General features: G+C 72.8%; 13 protein-coding genes. 8 read left to right on the plus strand and 5 right to left on the minus strand.

Features of this window, described 5'->3' with window-relative positions; translation table 11 throughout:
* The first annotated feature begins 9 nt into the window (after positions 1-9).
* A complete protein-coding gene (locus tag ACPZVR_RS02270) occupies positions 10-756 on the plus strand; it encodes a winged helix-turn-helix transcriptional regulator (RefSeq protein ID WP_436697940.1) in 747 nt (248 codons plus the stop codon).
* Between the two features lie 86 nt (positions 757-842).
* On the opposite strand, the gene ACPZVR_RS02275 is transcribed toward ACPZVR_RS02270, so the two are convergent.
* The 3 genes from ACPZVR_RS02275 to ACPZVR_RS02285 form a co-directional block, all read right to left on the minus strand.
* A complete protein-coding gene (locus ACPZVR_RS02275) occupies positions 843-1841 on the minus strand; it encodes an inorganic phosphate transporter (RefSeq protein WP_436698217.1) in 999 nt (332 codons plus the stop codon).
* A gap of 16 nt (positions 1842-1857) precedes the next feature.
* A complete protein-coding gene (locus ACPZVR_RS02280; protein ID WP_436697941.1) occupies positions 1858-2478 on the minus strand; it encodes a DUF47 domain-containing protein in 621 nt (206 codons plus the stop codon).
* 130 nt (positions 2479-2608) lie between these two features.
* On the minus strand, positions 2609-4795 hold the full coding sequence (locus tag ACPZVR_RS02285; protein WP_436697942.1) for an RNA degradosome polyphosphate kinase: 2187 nt from the start codon (positions 4793-4795) through the stop codon (positions 2609-2611).
* 84 nt (positions 4796-4879) lie between these two features.
* Here ACPZVR_RS02285 and ACPZVR_RS02290 point away from each other — a divergent pair, with 84 nt between their 5' ends.
* The gene (locus ACPZVR_RS02290; RefSeq protein ID WP_436698218.1) at positions 4880-5893 is read left to right on the plus strand and encodes an alpha/beta hydrolase; all 1014 of its coding nucleotides are present in this window, start codon (positions 4880-4882) and stop codon (positions 5891-5893) included.
* 7 nt (positions 5894-5900) lie between these two features.
* On the opposite strand, the gene ACPZVR_RS02295 is transcribed toward ACPZVR_RS02290, so the two are convergent.
* Complete coding sequence (locus tag ACPZVR_RS02295) at positions 5901-6821, minus strand: LysR substrate-binding domain-containing protein (RefSeq protein WP_436697943.1); 921 nt, start codon at positions 6819-6821, stop codon at positions 5901-5903.
* 150 nt (positions 6822-6971) lie between these two features.
* Here ACPZVR_RS02295 and ACPZVR_RS02300 point away from each other — a divergent pair, with 150 nt between their 5' ends.
* Genes ACPZVR_RS02300 through ACPZVR_RS02325 form a run of 6 tightly spaced genes read left to right on the plus strand, consistent with a single transcriptional unit; the run spans position 6972 to position 13673 of the window.
* A complete protein-coding gene (locus ACPZVR_RS02300) occupies positions 6972-8183 on the plus strand; it encodes a CaiB/BaiF CoA transferase family protein (RefSeq protein WP_436697944.1) in 1212 nt (403 codons plus the stop codon).
* Entirely contained in the window at positions 8180-9286 is a 1107-nt protein-coding gene (locus ACPZVR_RS02305; protein ID WP_436697945.1) for a zinc-binding dehydrogenase, read from the plus strand. The genes ACPZVR_RS02300 and ACPZVR_RS02305 overlap by 4 nt, the downstream gene beginning before the upstream one ends.
* 20 nt (positions 9287-9306) lie before the next feature.
* Positions 9307-10806 carry an aldehyde dehydrogenase family protein gene (locus ACPZVR_RS02310; RefSeq protein ID WP_436697946.1) on the plus strand — a complete coding sequence of 500 codons (1500 nt, stop codon included), beginning with the start codon at positions 9307-9309 and terminating at the stop codon, positions 10804-10806.
* 29 nt (positions 10807-10835) lie between these two features.
* On the plus strand, positions 10836-11339 hold the full coding sequence (locus ACPZVR_RS02315; RefSeq protein WP_436697947.1) for a hypothetical protein: 504 nt from the start codon (positions 10836-10838) through the stop codon (positions 11337-11339).
* Positions 11336-12721: a tripartite tricarboxylate transporter permease gene (locus tag ACPZVR_RS02320; protein ID WP_436697948.1), complete on the plus strand. Its 1386-nt coding sequence runs from the start codon at positions 11336-11338 to the stop codon at positions 12719-12721. Before ACPZVR_RS02315 ends, ACPZVR_RS02320 begins: the two co-directional genes overlap by 4 nt.
* A gap of 10 nt (positions 12722-12731) precedes the next feature.
* On the plus strand, positions 12732-13673 hold the full coding sequence (locus ACPZVR_RS02325) for a hydroxymethylglutaryl-CoA lyase (protein WP_436697949.1): 942 nt from the start codon (positions 12732-12734) through the stop codon (positions 13671-13673).
* Between the two features lie 29 nt (positions 13674-13702).
* Here ACPZVR_RS02325 and ACPZVR_RS02330 read toward each other — a convergent pair whose 3' ends face one another.
* A complete protein-coding gene (locus ACPZVR_RS02330) occupies positions 13703-14317 on the minus strand; it encodes a PspA/IM30 family protein (protein WP_436697950.1) in 615 nt (204 codons plus the stop codon).
* Between the last annotated feature and the right edge of the window lie 2 nt (positions 14318-14319).

Raw genomic sequence — 14319 nt, forward strand, 5'->3', positions numbered from 1 at the left:
GACCAGCAGATGGGCACTCGGGACCGACGCCATGACGCCCGTCGCCAGTCGGTGCGCGCCTACCTCCACCGGTGGGTCGAGTCCTCGGGGGCACAGCTCCTCGTGGTCGACCCCTCCGACGACGGGGGTGCGCTCGCGGAGGCGATGGCCGGCCGTGGCGTCCATGTGACCTGGGTCGGGTCGACCCTCGACGGCCTCGTGGAGTTCGGGCGCACCGATCCGCACGCGGTGGTGGTGACGCCCGAGGCGCCGGGCATCCCGGCGGACCAGTTCGTCGGCGTCATCCGGCAGCACGGGGCGCCGTACGTCATCGCGGGGACCTGCTCGCCCGCGGGCGGCGGAGCGGACGGTGTGGGGCCGCTCATGCTCGCCGGCGCGTCGGCGGTCGCGCTGCGGCCGTACGTTCCCCAGCACCTGTGGGAGCTGCTCACCCACGCGCCGCGCTCGCTCGCCGAGCACGCCCGGCTCGAGGTCGGTCCGCTCGTGCTCGACGCGGCCGCCTACAGCGTGCGGGTCAACGGCGAGCGGATCGCGGACCTGCCGCTCAAGGAGTTCGAGCTGCTCCGGGCGCTCATGCTCGCCTCGCCGGGCGTCGTCACCGACGACGAGCTGCGCGACGCGCTGTGGGGCAGCGACGGCAAGCGCCCGGGCGGCAACACGATCGCCATGCACGTCACCCGGCTGCGCACCCGACTGGGTGACGTCGCCGACGTACGCCGGATCCGGGGGCGGGGCTACAGCCTCACCGTGGGGTGAGGTGGGCAACTGTAACTACCTGTTCGCGCCACCACCGCACCCGTCTACCGGTACGCCAGTGGCGCGAACAGGTAGTTACAGCGGTCTCAGAGGCGGGTGATGCCGTGGATGATGCCGTAGCTGAGCGCGGCCACCGACGCCGCGGCCGGGAAGGTCAGCACCCACGCCGCCAGGATGGTGCGCGCCACGCCCCAGCGGACGGCGGACAGGCGCTTCGTCGCGCCCACGCCCATGACGGCCGAGGTGATGGTGTGCGTGGTGGAGATCGGCGCCTCGTAGACGTAGGCGGTGGTGTAGAGCACCGACGCGGCGACGGACTCGGCAGCGAAGCCCTGCGGCGGGTCGAGGTGGATGATCCGCCGGCCCAGCGTCCGCATGATCCGCCAGCCGCCGGCCCAGGTGCCGGCGGAGATCGCCGCGGCGGCGGAGAAGATGACCCACAGCGGGAGCTCGTCGTTCGCGCCGACGTACCCGCCGGTGAGCAGGGCCAGGAAGATGACGCCCATCGTCTTCTGGGCGTCCTGGAGGCCGTGGCCCAGGGCCATGGCGGCCGCGGAGACGGTCTGGGCGATCCGGAAGCCGCGGTTGGCCTTGTGGGGGTTCGCCCGGCGGAAGACCCACAGCAGCGCCAGCATCACCAAGAAGCCCATGCCGAAGGCGAAGAGCGGCGAGATGAACATCGGGATGACGACCTTCTCGAGCACCGTGCTCCAGGAGACGCCGACCCCCGCGGCGATGGCCGAGCCGACCAGGCCGCCGATGAGCGCGTGCGAGGAGGACGACGGCAGGCCGAAGTACCAGGTGATCAGGTTCCACGCGATCGCCCCGATGAGGCCGGAGACCACGATGATCAGGCCGTGATTGGTCTGGGGTGGATCGATCGTCTCGCTCACCGTGTGGGCGACCTTCTGCCCGAGGAAGGCGCCCACGAAGTTCATGATCGCGGCGAGCCCGAGTGCGACCCTGGGGGTCAGCGCGCGCGTCGAGACCGAGGTGGCGATCGCGTTCGCCGCATCGTGGAAGCCGTTGGTGTAGTCGAACACCAAGGCGACGATGACGACCGTGATCACGATCGCGAGGGTGATGTCCACAGGCTCGCGGTCAGCTTTCCTTGACGGCGATCTGCTCCACCGTGTTGGCCACCCGCTCGAACGCGTCGATGGCGCTCTCGAGGGACTCGACGATGTCCTTGAGCTTGAGCACCTCGATGGTGGGGTACTCGCCGGAGAACAGCTTGGCCAGCGTGCGCCGGTGGTTGCGGTCGCCGGTGTTCTCGAGGCGGTTGATCTCGATCCAGTAGTCCTCGAGCGACTTCATCGACTGCAGGCGCGGCATCGCGGCCGCGGTCAGCTCGGCGCAGCGCTGGAGGACCTCGACCTGCTCGGAGAGCTCGGCGGGCAGCGCCACCTGCACCTCGTAGAGGAGGATCAGGTCGACCGCCTCGTCCATCATGTCCATGACGTCGTCGAGGCCGGACCCGAGTGCGTAGATGTCCTCGCGGTCGAAGGGCGTGACGAAGGTGCTGTTGACCTTCTTCACGATCTCGTGGGTCGTCTCGTCGGCGGCGTGCTCGGCGGCACGCATCCGCTCGGCGACGGAATCCTTGTCCGAGGACTCGGACAACATCTCCGCGAGGAGCTCGGCGCCGGCCACGAGGTGCTGGGCCGACTGGGTGAAAAGGTCGTAGAAGGAGGTATCGACCGGACGCAGACGCAGACCCACATGGACTCCCGTTGAGGCGGAGGCGAACGCGCTCATGCTAGGGGACCACGAGCGCGTGAATGCAACTGCGGGCGACCTCGGGAGCTGTGGAGCGCCGCACGGCGACGCGTTGTCGCAGGTCAGCGGCGGTTCAGGCGGTGGTACGCCGCCTCCGCTGCTGTTCGATGAGGGTCTCCTGCAGGTGGACCGTGCCGGCGTTGCGCTTCCACTCGCCGTCGGCCCCCAGCTCCCAGGCCTGGGTCGTCGCGGCGAACGCGAGATCCAGCAGGCGGCGTACCTCGTCGCGGCTGGTGTCGGGCAGGCGCACCAGGACCTCGACCCGGCGGTCGAGGTTGCGGTGCATGAGGTCGGCCGAGCCGATCCAGGTGACCGGCTCCCCGCCGTCCTCGAAGGAGAAGATCCGGCTGTGCTCCAGGAAGCGGCCCAGCACGGACCGCACCCGGACGTTCTCGCTCAGGCCGGGTACGCCGGGCCGCAGCGCGCAGATGCCGCGGACCAGGAGCTCGACGGGGACCCCCTCGCACGAGGCGAGGTAGAGCGCGTCGATGGTCTCCTCGTCCACGACCGAGTTGGCCTTGAACCGGATGCCGGCGGGCCGGCCCGCCCGGTGGTGCTCGATCTCGGCGTGGATCTGCTCGACCAGGCCCGAGCGGACCGAGTCGGGCGCGACCAGCAGCTGCTCGTAGGTCGCCTTCCGCGACCAGCCGGACAGGTTGTTGAACAGGTGGGCGACGTCCTCGCCGATGGCGTGGTCGGTGGTCAGGAGGCCGAGGTCCTCGTACATCCGCGAGGTCTTGGGGTTGTAGTTGCCGGTGCCGATGTGCGTGTAGCGACGGATGCCGCCCGCCTGCTCGCCCTCGTCGCGGACCACCATCGCCAGCTTGCAGTGGGTCTTCAGGCCGACGAGGCCGTAGACGACGTGGCAGCCGGCCTGCTCGAGCTTGCGGGCCCAGCGGATGTTGGCCTGCTCGTCGAAGCGGGCCTTGATCTCCACCAGCACCAGCACCTGCTTGCCGGCCTCGGCGGCGTCGATCAGGGCGTCGATGATGGGCGAGTCGCCGGAGGTGCGGTAGAGGGTCTGCTTGATCGCGAGGACGTGGGGGTCCGCCGCCGCCTGCTCGATGAAGCGCTGCACCGAGGTGGCGAAGGAGTCGTAGGGGTGGTGCAGCAGGACGTCGCGCCGGCGCAGCGCCTTGAAGACGTCGACCGGGGCCGCCGACTCGAACTCCGCCAGCCGCGTGTGGGTGCTCGGCACGAACGAGGGGTACTTCAGGTCGTCGCGGGGCAGGTCGGCGATGGAGTGCAGGCCGCGCAGGTCGAGCGGGCCGGGCAGCCGGAACACCTCCTTCTCGCTGATGTCGAGCTCGGAGACGAGCAGCTCGAGCACCGACGGCGCGATCGACTCCTCGACCTCCAGGCGCACGGGTGGGCCGAACTTGCGCCGCAGCAGCTCCTTCTCCAGCGCGGTCAGGAGGTTCTCGGCGTCGTCCTCCTCGACCTCGAGGTCCTCGTTGCGGGTGACCCGGAAGGTGTGGGCCTCCAGCACCTCCATGCCGGGGAAGAGCCGGCGCAGGTGGGCGCCGATCACGTCCTCCAGCGGGACGAAGCGGGCGTTGCCCAGCGCGACGAAGCGGTCGAAGTTCGAGGGGACCTTGACCCGGGCGAAGAGCTCCTTGCCCGTCTTGGGGTTGCGCAGCACCACGGCGAGGTTGAGGGAGAGCCCCGAGATGTAGGGGAAGGGATGCGCGGGGTCGACCGCCAGAGGGGTCAGGACCGGGAAGATGCGGTCCTTGAACAGCCGCTTGCACTCCTTCTGCTCGTCGCGGTCGAGGTCGGCCCAGCGGACCAGCTCGATGCCCTCGGTGCTGAGCGCGGGGATGACGTCGTCGTGGAAGACCCGGGCGTGGCGTTGGCTCAGCTCGGCCGACCGCTGCCAGATGGCCTCGAGGACCGCCAGCGGCATCAGGCCGCTGGCGGCGCGGACCGCGAGCCCGGTGGCGATCCGCCGCTTCAGGCCGGCCACCCGGACCATGAAGAACTCGTCGAGGTTGCTGGTGAAGATCGCCAGGAACCGGGCGCGCTCCAGGAGCGGCAGCTCGGTGTCCTCGGCCAGCTCGAGCACGCGTTCGTTGAACCGGAGCCAGGACAGCTCCCGGTCCAGGAAGCGGGTGTCGACCGCCTCGATCGCCGCGACCAGCGCGGGATCCGGGACGTAGCCGGGCGCCTGCCCGTCGTCCCCCCGGTCGTCCGGGACGGCCGTGAGGGTGCCCGGGTCGGCGTCCGGGACGAGGGACGTCGGCTGCTGCTCGGTCGACATGCTCGCGAGTGTGGCATCTGCGGGTGAACGGCAGGTGACGCCTGCGGGGCGGGCCGTACCCGAAGTATGTTGGCTCCCGTGAGCATGCGAACCGCCGTCGAGGCCCGGGCGCTGGCGATGTTGATGGGCCTCCCCGCCGGGGTGCAGCGACGGGTGTCCGGAGGTGCGCTCGTCCTGGACGGGCAGACGCTCGCGGACGACCTGCACCTCATGCTGACGCTGCAGCGCCTGGCCCGCCGGGGCGACCTCGCGGGGGAGGGCGTGCTCGAGGGTCGAGCCGCCATGCGGGCGAACGCCGTCCTGGCCGGCGGGCGTCAGCCGATCGGCCGGGTCCGCGACCTCGCCGTCGCCGACCGGCCCGCTCGGCTCTACGAGCCCTCGAGGCCGACCGGGCGCGGGCTGCTGCTGTTCTTCCACGGCGGCGGCTTCCTCTACGGCGACCTGGCCTCCCACGACGCGCCGTGTCGGATCCTCGCCGAGAGGTCCGGGGTGCGCGTGCTGGCCGTCGAGTACCGCGTCGGCCCGGAGGAGGCCTTCCCCGCCGCCTTCGACGACGCCGAGGCTGCGCTGCGCTGGGCCCACGAGCACGCCGACGAGCTCGGGATCGACCCGGAGCGGATCGGCGTCGGCGGCGACTCCGCCGGCGGCAATCTCGCCGCCTACACGGCCGTCGCGGCGGCCCGGGCCGGCCTCCCGCTGGCGTTCCAGCTGCTCGTCTACCCGTGCACCGACGCCGACCGGGAGACGGAGAGCCTGCGCCTGTTCGGTGAGGGCCTCTACCTCACCGCGGCCTCGATCGCCTCCTTCAACGACATCTACCTGCCCCGTCCCGAGGACCGGGACGACGAGCGGATGAACCTGCTCGACATCGACCTTCCCGCGGGACTCGCACCGGCGTACGTCGCCACGGCGGGCTTCGACCCGCTCCGCGACGAGGGCGAGGCCTATGCCCGCCGGATGGCGGACGCGGGCGCCGAGGTCGAGCTGCGCCGGTACGCCGACCAGATCCACGGCTTCCTCAACATCGTGGGCGTCGGCCGCAGCAGCCGTGCCGCGGTGCTCGAGATCGCCGGCCGGCTGCGCGCCGCGCTGGCGTAGCCGCCCGTCAGCCCCCGCGCGGGGCGCCGTCGGCGAACATCGCGCGCAGCGTCGCGATGACCCGTTGGGCCGCCGGGGAGGTCGATCTGTCGGGCATGGTGACGATCCCGAGCGTGCGGTCGACCTCGGGGGCGACGAGCGGGGTGGATGCGAGGTCGGCGAACGCCATCAGGGGCAGCACCGTCGCCGGCGCCGCCGCGACACCCAGGCCGGCCGCGACCAGTCCGGCGATGACCGCGATGTTCTGGGCCTCGATCGTGTCGGCGGGCCGGGCGTCGAGGGCGTCGAGGGTCGCGTCGGTGAGGATGCGCAGGCTCGCGGACGGGCCGAACATCACCAGGGTCTCCCCGGCCAGCTCGCGCCAGGTCACGGTGGCGCCGTCGGCGAACCGGTGGTCGCGCGGGTGCACGGCGTGGAACCGGTCGGAGAGCAGCGGGGCGAAGGCGGTGCCGGGGGGAAGGTCGGCGTCGCCGGCGATCGCCAGATCGGCCCGCCCGGCGACCAGGTCCTCGATCGCGTCGTGGGCGAGGACGTCGTGGATGTCGATCGTGACGTCGGGGGCGTCCTCGCGCAGCCGCGCGACGAGGGACGGCAGCAGGGTCGCCGCCACCGAGGGCAGCGCCGAGATCCGGACCACTCCGCCCGCGCCGTCGCGGAACAGGGCGAACTCGCGCATGCCGCGCTCGTAGTCGGCGATCAGGCCCGTGGCGATGCGGACGAACTCGCGTCCGGCGGGGGTGGGCTCGACGGAGCGCGTCGTGCGGTCGAACAGCCGGATGCCGAGGCGTCGCTCGGCGTCGTTCACGGCGCGGCTCAGCGCGCTCTGCGACAGGTGCGCCCGCTCGGCGGCCATCGTGAAGCTGCGCTGCCGCGCCACGTCCAGCACCAGGCGGAGCGTGCGCAGGTCGAGGTCGAAGGGGACGAGCATCCCGGCATTATCCCGCGGAGCGCATCAATCGATGTGTATTGAGGCGTGCAGAGAAAATGACCAGTGCATACGGTGACGGTCGTCATAGCGCCGGACGTGACCGGCGCCACCAGGCAGAGGCGATGCCCGACGTCGCCGAGAGAGTGAGAGATGACCTCCGTTCCCGTCCCCCCGGCCTCGTCGTCGGACGACTTCCGTCCCCTGGCGCACGTCCGCGTGCTCGACTTCACCCGCGTCCTCGCCGGTCCGTACGCCACGATGTCGCTCGCGGAGCTCGGCGCCGACGTCATCAAGGTCGAGATGCCCGGTGCCGGGGACGAGACCCGGGCCTGGGGCCCGCCGTTCGTCGGCGACTCGAGCGCCTACTTCCACGCCGTCAATCGCGGCAAGCGGAGCATCGCCCTCGACCTCACGACCGCCGGGGGACGCCGTACGGTCGACCGCCTCCTCGCGACGGCGGATGTCGTCGTCGAGAACTTCCGGCCCGGGGTGGCCGAGCGGCTGGGGCTCGGCGCGGACCAGGTCATGGCCGCCCATCCTCGGCTGGTCTACGCCTCCATCACCGGCTTCGGCCGCACCGGCCCCCTGGCGTCCGACGCGGGGACCGAGGTCATCGTGGAGGCCGCCTCGGGACTGATGAGCGTCACCGGCGTCCCCGGCGGGGAGCCGGTGCGCTTCGGGGTGGCCATGGTCGACCTGGCGACGGGACTGACCATGATCAACGGCGTCCTCGCGGCGCTGCTCGAGCGGGGACGCACCGGTCGCGGGCGCCGGGTCGACGTGTCGCTGTACGCCACCGCCGTCAGCGCGCTGGGCACCGTGATCGCGTCGTCGTCCGCCGGTGGTGGCGCCCCCCGGCCGTGGGGGAGCGCGCACCCCTCGATCGTGCCGTACCGGGCGTTCCGCGCCGCCGACGGTCACGTCGTCCTCGGGGCGACCAATGACGCGATGTTCCAGCGACTCCTCACCGCGTTGGACCTCGCTGCCGAGCTCGGGGGGCCGCGGTGGCGCACCAACGCCGACCGGGTCACCGATCGCGACCGGGTCGAGCTCGTCGTCCAGGAGGCGGTGGGCCGGCTCACGGTCGAGGAGGCCGTGGCGCGGCTGCGCCGGCACGGGGTGCTCGTCGCGGCGGTCCTCGATCCCGATCAGGCGGCGCGCAGCGAGCAGGCGCGGGCACTGGGCCTGACCACGGAGCACGACGGTGTCGTGATGACGCGCGGCCCGCTGGCCGCGGGCGGCGTCGATCGGCTCGGGCCGGCGCCGGCGCTCGGCCAGCACACCGACGAGATCCTCGCCGAGCTCGACGACGAGCATGAGGGTCGGCAGGGACACGACGACTACCAGGAGGTGGCGCGATGAGCGCGACAGGACGCGCGGCGGTGCTGCGTGGCTTCGGCCAGGACTTCACCGTGGAGACCTTCCCCCGCCCGCGGGCCGACGCCGGGGGCCTCGTGGTCGAGATCGAGACCGCGACGGTCTGCGGATCCGACGTGCACGCCTGGAAGGGACAGCTGTCCCTCGACGTGTCGCTGCCGATGATCCTCGGGCACGAGATGGCCGGCCGGATCGTCGAGATCGGTCAGGGCGCCGACGTCGACAGCGTGGGCCAGCCCCTCGCGATCGGCGACCGGGTGGTCTGGGCGCACGCATCGTGCGGGCGGTGCCACGAGTGCACCGTCGAGCAGACGCCGGTCCTGTGCTCGCAGCGCTACATCGGCTATCTCAACGACTGCTCCGTGCCGCCGCACTTCACGGGCACCTTCGCCGAGTACGGCGTGGTCCGTCCCGACGCGGGTCGCGTGCGGATCCCCGACGGCGTCGACTCGGCCTGGGCGTCGGCGGGGAGCTGCGCGCTGCGGACGGTGGTCAAGGCCCTCGAGCTGGCCGGTCCGGTCGACCGCGACGACACCGTGGTCGTCCAGGGGGCCGGACCGCTCGGACTCTTCGCGACGGCGCTGCTGTCCCTCAACGACCCGCGCCGCCTCGTCGTGGTGGGCGGCCCCCAGGACCGACTCGACCTGGCCGCGGCGTGGGGAGCCACCCACACCGTCCTCGTCGACCCGGCCGCGGACCCCGCCGGGCGGATCGAGGAGGTCATGTCGATCACCGGCCGCGGGGCCTCCGTCGCGTTCGAGCTCGCCGGTGCGCCCGGCGTCGTCGGCGAGGGCGTGCGGATGATGGCGCGCAACGGCCGGTACGTCGTACTGGGCACGCTGGGCGGCGCCCCGCAACCGGTCGACGTCGCGACGATCGTCACGCGCGGCCTCCGCGTTACCGGATCGATGAGCGGCGCGATCGGTGACTACCACCGCGCGATGCTCGCGCTCGACCGCTACCAGGACCGCTTCGACTGGGACCGGATGCTCGGCTCCACGTACGACCTCGACACCCTCGGCGACGCGATGGAGGCGATGGTCGCGATGACCGAGATCAAGCCGATCGTCCGCCCCGCCGGCCGCTGACCACGACGAAGGAGCTCCCCATGGCCGCAACCGACCGCGCCGACCTCGACAGCCTGCGCCCCGCGCTCGACGACCACCGCACGCCGCTGCCCGGAGCCTTCGGGCTGGACGTCGCCGGCGAGCCGCGCGAGCCGCGCCGGTGGCACGACGACATCGACCCCGCGACGGGCGAGCGCCTCGCCACCGTCGCCAGCGCCACCGGCGACGAGATCGCCGACGCCGTCGCGGCGGCGCGCGCCGCCGCGCCGGCATGGGCGGCCCGACCGCCCGCCGAACGCGGCGCCCTGCTGCGGCGGCTCGCCGACCTGGTGCGTCGCGACCAGGAGGTGCTCGCCCGGCTGGAGACGAGGGACACGGGCAAGCCGTTGGCGCAGGGGCGCGCGGACATCACCGCGGCCGCCCGCTACTTCGAGTTCTACGGATCGGTGGTGGAGGGCTTCCTCGGCGACTCGATCCCGCTCGGTGCCCGCTCGCTCGCCGTGGTGGAGCACGTCCCGCACGGAGTCACCGGCCACGTGGTCCCGTGGAACTACCCGGCGCAGATCACGGCCCGGTCGGTCGGCGCGGCCCTGGCGGCCGGCAACGCGACGGTCGTCAAGCCCGCCGACGAGGCTCCGCTGGTCGCGCTGGCCTATGGCCGACTCGCCCGCGAGGCCGGCTTCCCCGCGGGCGTCGTCAACGTGCTGCCGGGCGGGGCCGAGGCGGGCGCCGCGCTGACCGCGCATCCCGACGTCGATCACGTGTCGTTCACCGGCTCGGTCGCGACCGGCCGCTCGGTCGCCCGCGCCTGCGCGGATCGCGGACGCCCCGTCCTGCTGGAGCTCGGCGGGAAGTCCGCCCACCTCGTGCTCGAGGGCGCCGACATCGACCGTGCGGCGCCCGTGATCGCCCGCGCACTCCTGCTCCACGCGGGCCAGACCTGCACCGCGGGCACGCGGGTCGTCGTCCACGAGTCGCTGCACCGCCGCCTGGTCGACGCCCTCACGCCGTACTTCGCCGAGGCGACGCTCGGGCCGGGGCTGACCGATCCGACCGTCGGGCCGGTCGTCTCGGGAGCGCAGGCCGATCGGGTCACCGGCTTCCTGGAGCGGGCCGCGGCGCAGGGCGCGGTGGTCGCCGCCGAGGCGAAGCCGCCCGCCGAGGCGCTCGGTGGCTTCTTCGTGCCGCCGGTCCTCTTCGACGAGGTCGGCCAGGACACCGAGCTGTTCACCGAGGAGGTCTTCGGGCCGCTGCTGGCCGTCACCCCGGTGGACTCGGACGCGGCGGCGGTCGCGGCCGCGCACAACAGCCGCTACGGGCTCACCGCGGCGGTGTGGTGCCGCGACGTCGACCGGGCGCTGCGGGTCGCGCGGACGCTTGACGTCGGACAGACCTATGTCAACGGCTATGCGCCCGGCGGCGGCGTCGAGCTCCCGTTCGGCGGGACCCGCGACAGCGGCTACGGACGGGAGAAGGGCGTCGAGGCGCTGCGCGAGTACTCCCAGTCCCGCACCCTCTTCGTCGACATCGCGGGCGCGTGAGCACTCATCGATCCACGGAAGGAATCGTCATGTCACAGGTAGGCACCCCGGGTTCGCCGGGGCCGGAGGCGGGGCTCGTCGAGGTGTGGGGCGACACCGTCAACGAGACCCACGTGAAGATCTCGGTCCTCCTCGGGGCGGGTCTCGCCGTGCCGACGTTCCTCGTCGCGCGCGAGGTGCTCTCCGCGACGATGGAGAACCAGGACCTGGCCAAGACCTACGCCATGCTCGCGGGCCTCCTCGCCTGTCTGGTCGCCGCGATCGTGTCGGCGCGGCTGTTCGAGCCCAAGCGGATCGTCAGCGAGCAGACCCTCGACCGGGAGCAGCAGATCGAGGCCGCGCTCGACATCGCGCGCCAGCCCCTCGGGATGGGGCGCCTGTCCGACCTCGACGACGCCGGCCGCGAGGAGCTGCGCCGTCTGGGCCTGGACGAGGTGTTCGAGGAGGCCGAGCGCCGCCTCGCCGCGCAGACCGCGGTGGACGAGCAGCAGATCGACCAGATCGACGTGGCCGGGCCGGGAGCGGCGCGGTGAGCGCCGAGCTGATCGACGGCATCACGGCCGCGTTGCTCGCCGGCCTCGCCGGTGCCGTCATCTTCTCGCTCCTCGGCCTGGTCTCGGGCACCGACGAGACGGCGACCCTGGCCCCGCTGACGCTGGCGGTGGTCCTGCTCGGCGTGCCCCCGGCCGGCGTCCTGACCTTCTTCATCGCCGGCGCGGCGGCCAAGCACATGACCCACGCCGTACCGACGACCCTGCTGGGCATCCCCGGCGACACGATGGCGATCGCCCTGATGGAGGAGGCCAACTCGCTACGGCGCCTCGGCGTGCCGCACATCGCGCTGCGCAAGATGGTCTCGGCCGCCGTGCTGTCCGCCCTGATCGCGATCCCGGTGTCGGTGCTGGCCGCCAGCGCGCTCGCGACGATCGCCGACGACATCAAGCAGGTCATCCCGTACCTCTTCCCGGTCATCGCGATCGCGATCGCCTACCTGTCCAAGGGCCGCTGGGCCTCGGTGATCGCCCTGGTGCCGTTGACGGCGATGATCACGGGCCTGAACACCTTCGTCGCCGCCGAGACCGGCAAGACCCTGGCGATCAGCTTCTTCGTGGGACTCGCCGTCGGGCCGATGATCGTCGACCTGGTCGGCCTCGCCTCACCGTTGAGCCGAGCGGCCCTGCTGCGCGAGCGCCGGCCCACCTTCTGGCTGGCCCCCGAGGACGGGGGCGACGGCTCCGCCGCGGCCGCGCCGCGCAACCCGCTGCGCGTGCTGTCCCGCTCCGAGGCGACGACGACCGCCGCCGCGGCCGGTGTCACGAGCCTCACCTTCGTGGTCAGCCCGCTCGCCATGGCGATCCTGGTCGGCGACATCGTCGGCGCCCGCGTCAAGCACGCCTACCAGCGGCTCACCCGGGTGATCTCGGTGCGCAACGGCGTGACCGACTCGACCTACCTGGCGGAGACGCTGATCCCGCTGGTGGCCGTCGGCCTGCCGCTCAGCCCGATCGCCGCCGGCGCCGCGGCGCCCCTGTTCAACGCCCCGCCGGTCTTCACCGTCGGCGGCGACGGCGTCGAGCTCCACAACCTGCACACGCTCCTGAGCCCGACCCAGTTCCTGGTGTACGGCCTCATCGGGGTCCTCGCCGCCGCGCTGATCGCCTACCCGCTGACGGTGACCTATGCGCGCCGCGCGGCGCTCTTCGTGGCGCGCAACCTGAGCCACGAGGCCGTCGTCGGTGCGTTCGCGGGTCTGGTCCTCGTCGTCGCGATGTACGAGGGCGGCATCTGGGGCGTCGTCGTGATGCTGACCGTCGGCCTGGTCGGCGGCGTGCTGAACAAGGTCATCGGCATGCACGTCGGGGTGCAGTGCATGGCGTACTACGTCTCGGTCCTGACCGTCCCGGTGCTGCTGTGACGGTCCTGCCGTGACGGCGCGTGCGGACACCCTCGGCCTGCCGGCCCGCCACCCCGGGACGGGCCTGCCGGCCGCGGTGACGGTGTACGAGGTCGGCGCCCGCGACGGGCTGCAGGCCGAGAAGCGGATCGTCCCGACCACCGCCAAGGTCACGCTGATCCAGGACCTGCTGGCGGCGGGCCTGCCGGTGGTCGAGGCGACGAGCTTCGTCTCCCCGCGCTGGGTCCCGCAGCTGGCGGACGCGGCCGAGGTGCTCGCCGGCCTGGGGCCGGACCTGAGCCGGCACCCGGTGCTGGTCCCCAACCGCACCGGACTGCGGCGCGCGCTCGACGCGGGCGCGCGCGGGGTCGCGGTCTTCGTCAGCGCCACGGAGGCCTTCGCCCGCAGCAACCTGAACCGCTCGCTGGAGCAGGCGCTCGACGCCGCCGTCGAGGTGGCGGCCGAGGCCAGGAGCCACGGGCTGCGCGTGCGCGGCTACGTGTCGATGTGCTTCGGCGACCCGTGGGAGGGGCCGGTCGCGCCGGCACGGGTGGCGGCCGTCTCCCGTGCGCTGGTCGACGCCGGGTGCGAGCAGGTGTCGCTGGGCGACACGATCGGCGTCGGGACGGCCGGGCAGGTCCGCGCCGTCGTCGACGCCCACGGCGCCGCCGGGGTCGGCCCCGGCGACCTGGCGCTGCACTTCCACGACACCTACGGACAGGCGCTGGCGAACGTGTACGCCGGACTGCAGGCGGGTGTCACCTGCTTCGACAGCTCGGTCGCCGGTCTCGGCGGCTGCCCGTTCGCCGGATCGGCGACCGGCAACCTGGCCACCGAGGACCTGCTGTGGATGCTCGCGGGCCTCGGCATCGAGACGGGCGTGGACCTGATGGGGGTCGTCCGCGCCGGCGTCGTGATGGCGGACCTCCTCGCACGGCCACTCAGCCGGGTCGCCGCCGCTCTGCTCGGCTGAGGCCGGCCCGGCCGCCGGGCACGGGCGACTCAGAGGTCGGGACGGTGCTCGCGCAGCTGGCGCACGAACTCCTCGGCGTCGACCATGGACCCGTCGATCACGAACGGGTCCATGCCCTTGCGCGGGAACCGCACCACCCAGCCGGGGTCGCCGGGGCTGCCGACCATCTCCACGCGGGTGCTCGGCTTGCGGACGTCGAAGCGGTGCGTGGACTCGCCCTGCTCGATGTAGACGATGCCGCGCACGACGCTGACCTCCACCGGGACCACGCGGGTCCGGGCCGCTGCCCAGCCGAGTCCGATCGCGATGACCACCATCGCGACCCCGAACGGCGTGCCGAGCTTGCCGTTGATCAGGGTCAGCAGCGCCACCATGCCGGCCACGATCGCGGTCGCGCCGAGCACCATCGAGAGCACCCGGGGATCGCTGCCGTCGCCGGTCAGCCGGTCGCCCGCCGTCGGCTCGCCCTCGAAGAGCGAGAGCGAGTCGCCGTCCTGCGTCTCGAGGGCGCGGACCTGGGCCCGCGCGCTCTCCAGCTCGGTCGTCAGCCGGGCCACCTCGTCCTGGCTCGCCGTGAGCCGACGGGCCAGGTCGTCGCGCTCCTGCCGGAGCGCGGCCACCGGGTCGACGTCGGGCTGGGTCATCG

It is taken from the genome of Nocardioides segetis, from assembly GCF_051390595.1.
GTDB lineage: Bacteria > Actinomycetota > Actinomycetes > Propionibacteriales > Nocardioidaceae > Nocardioides.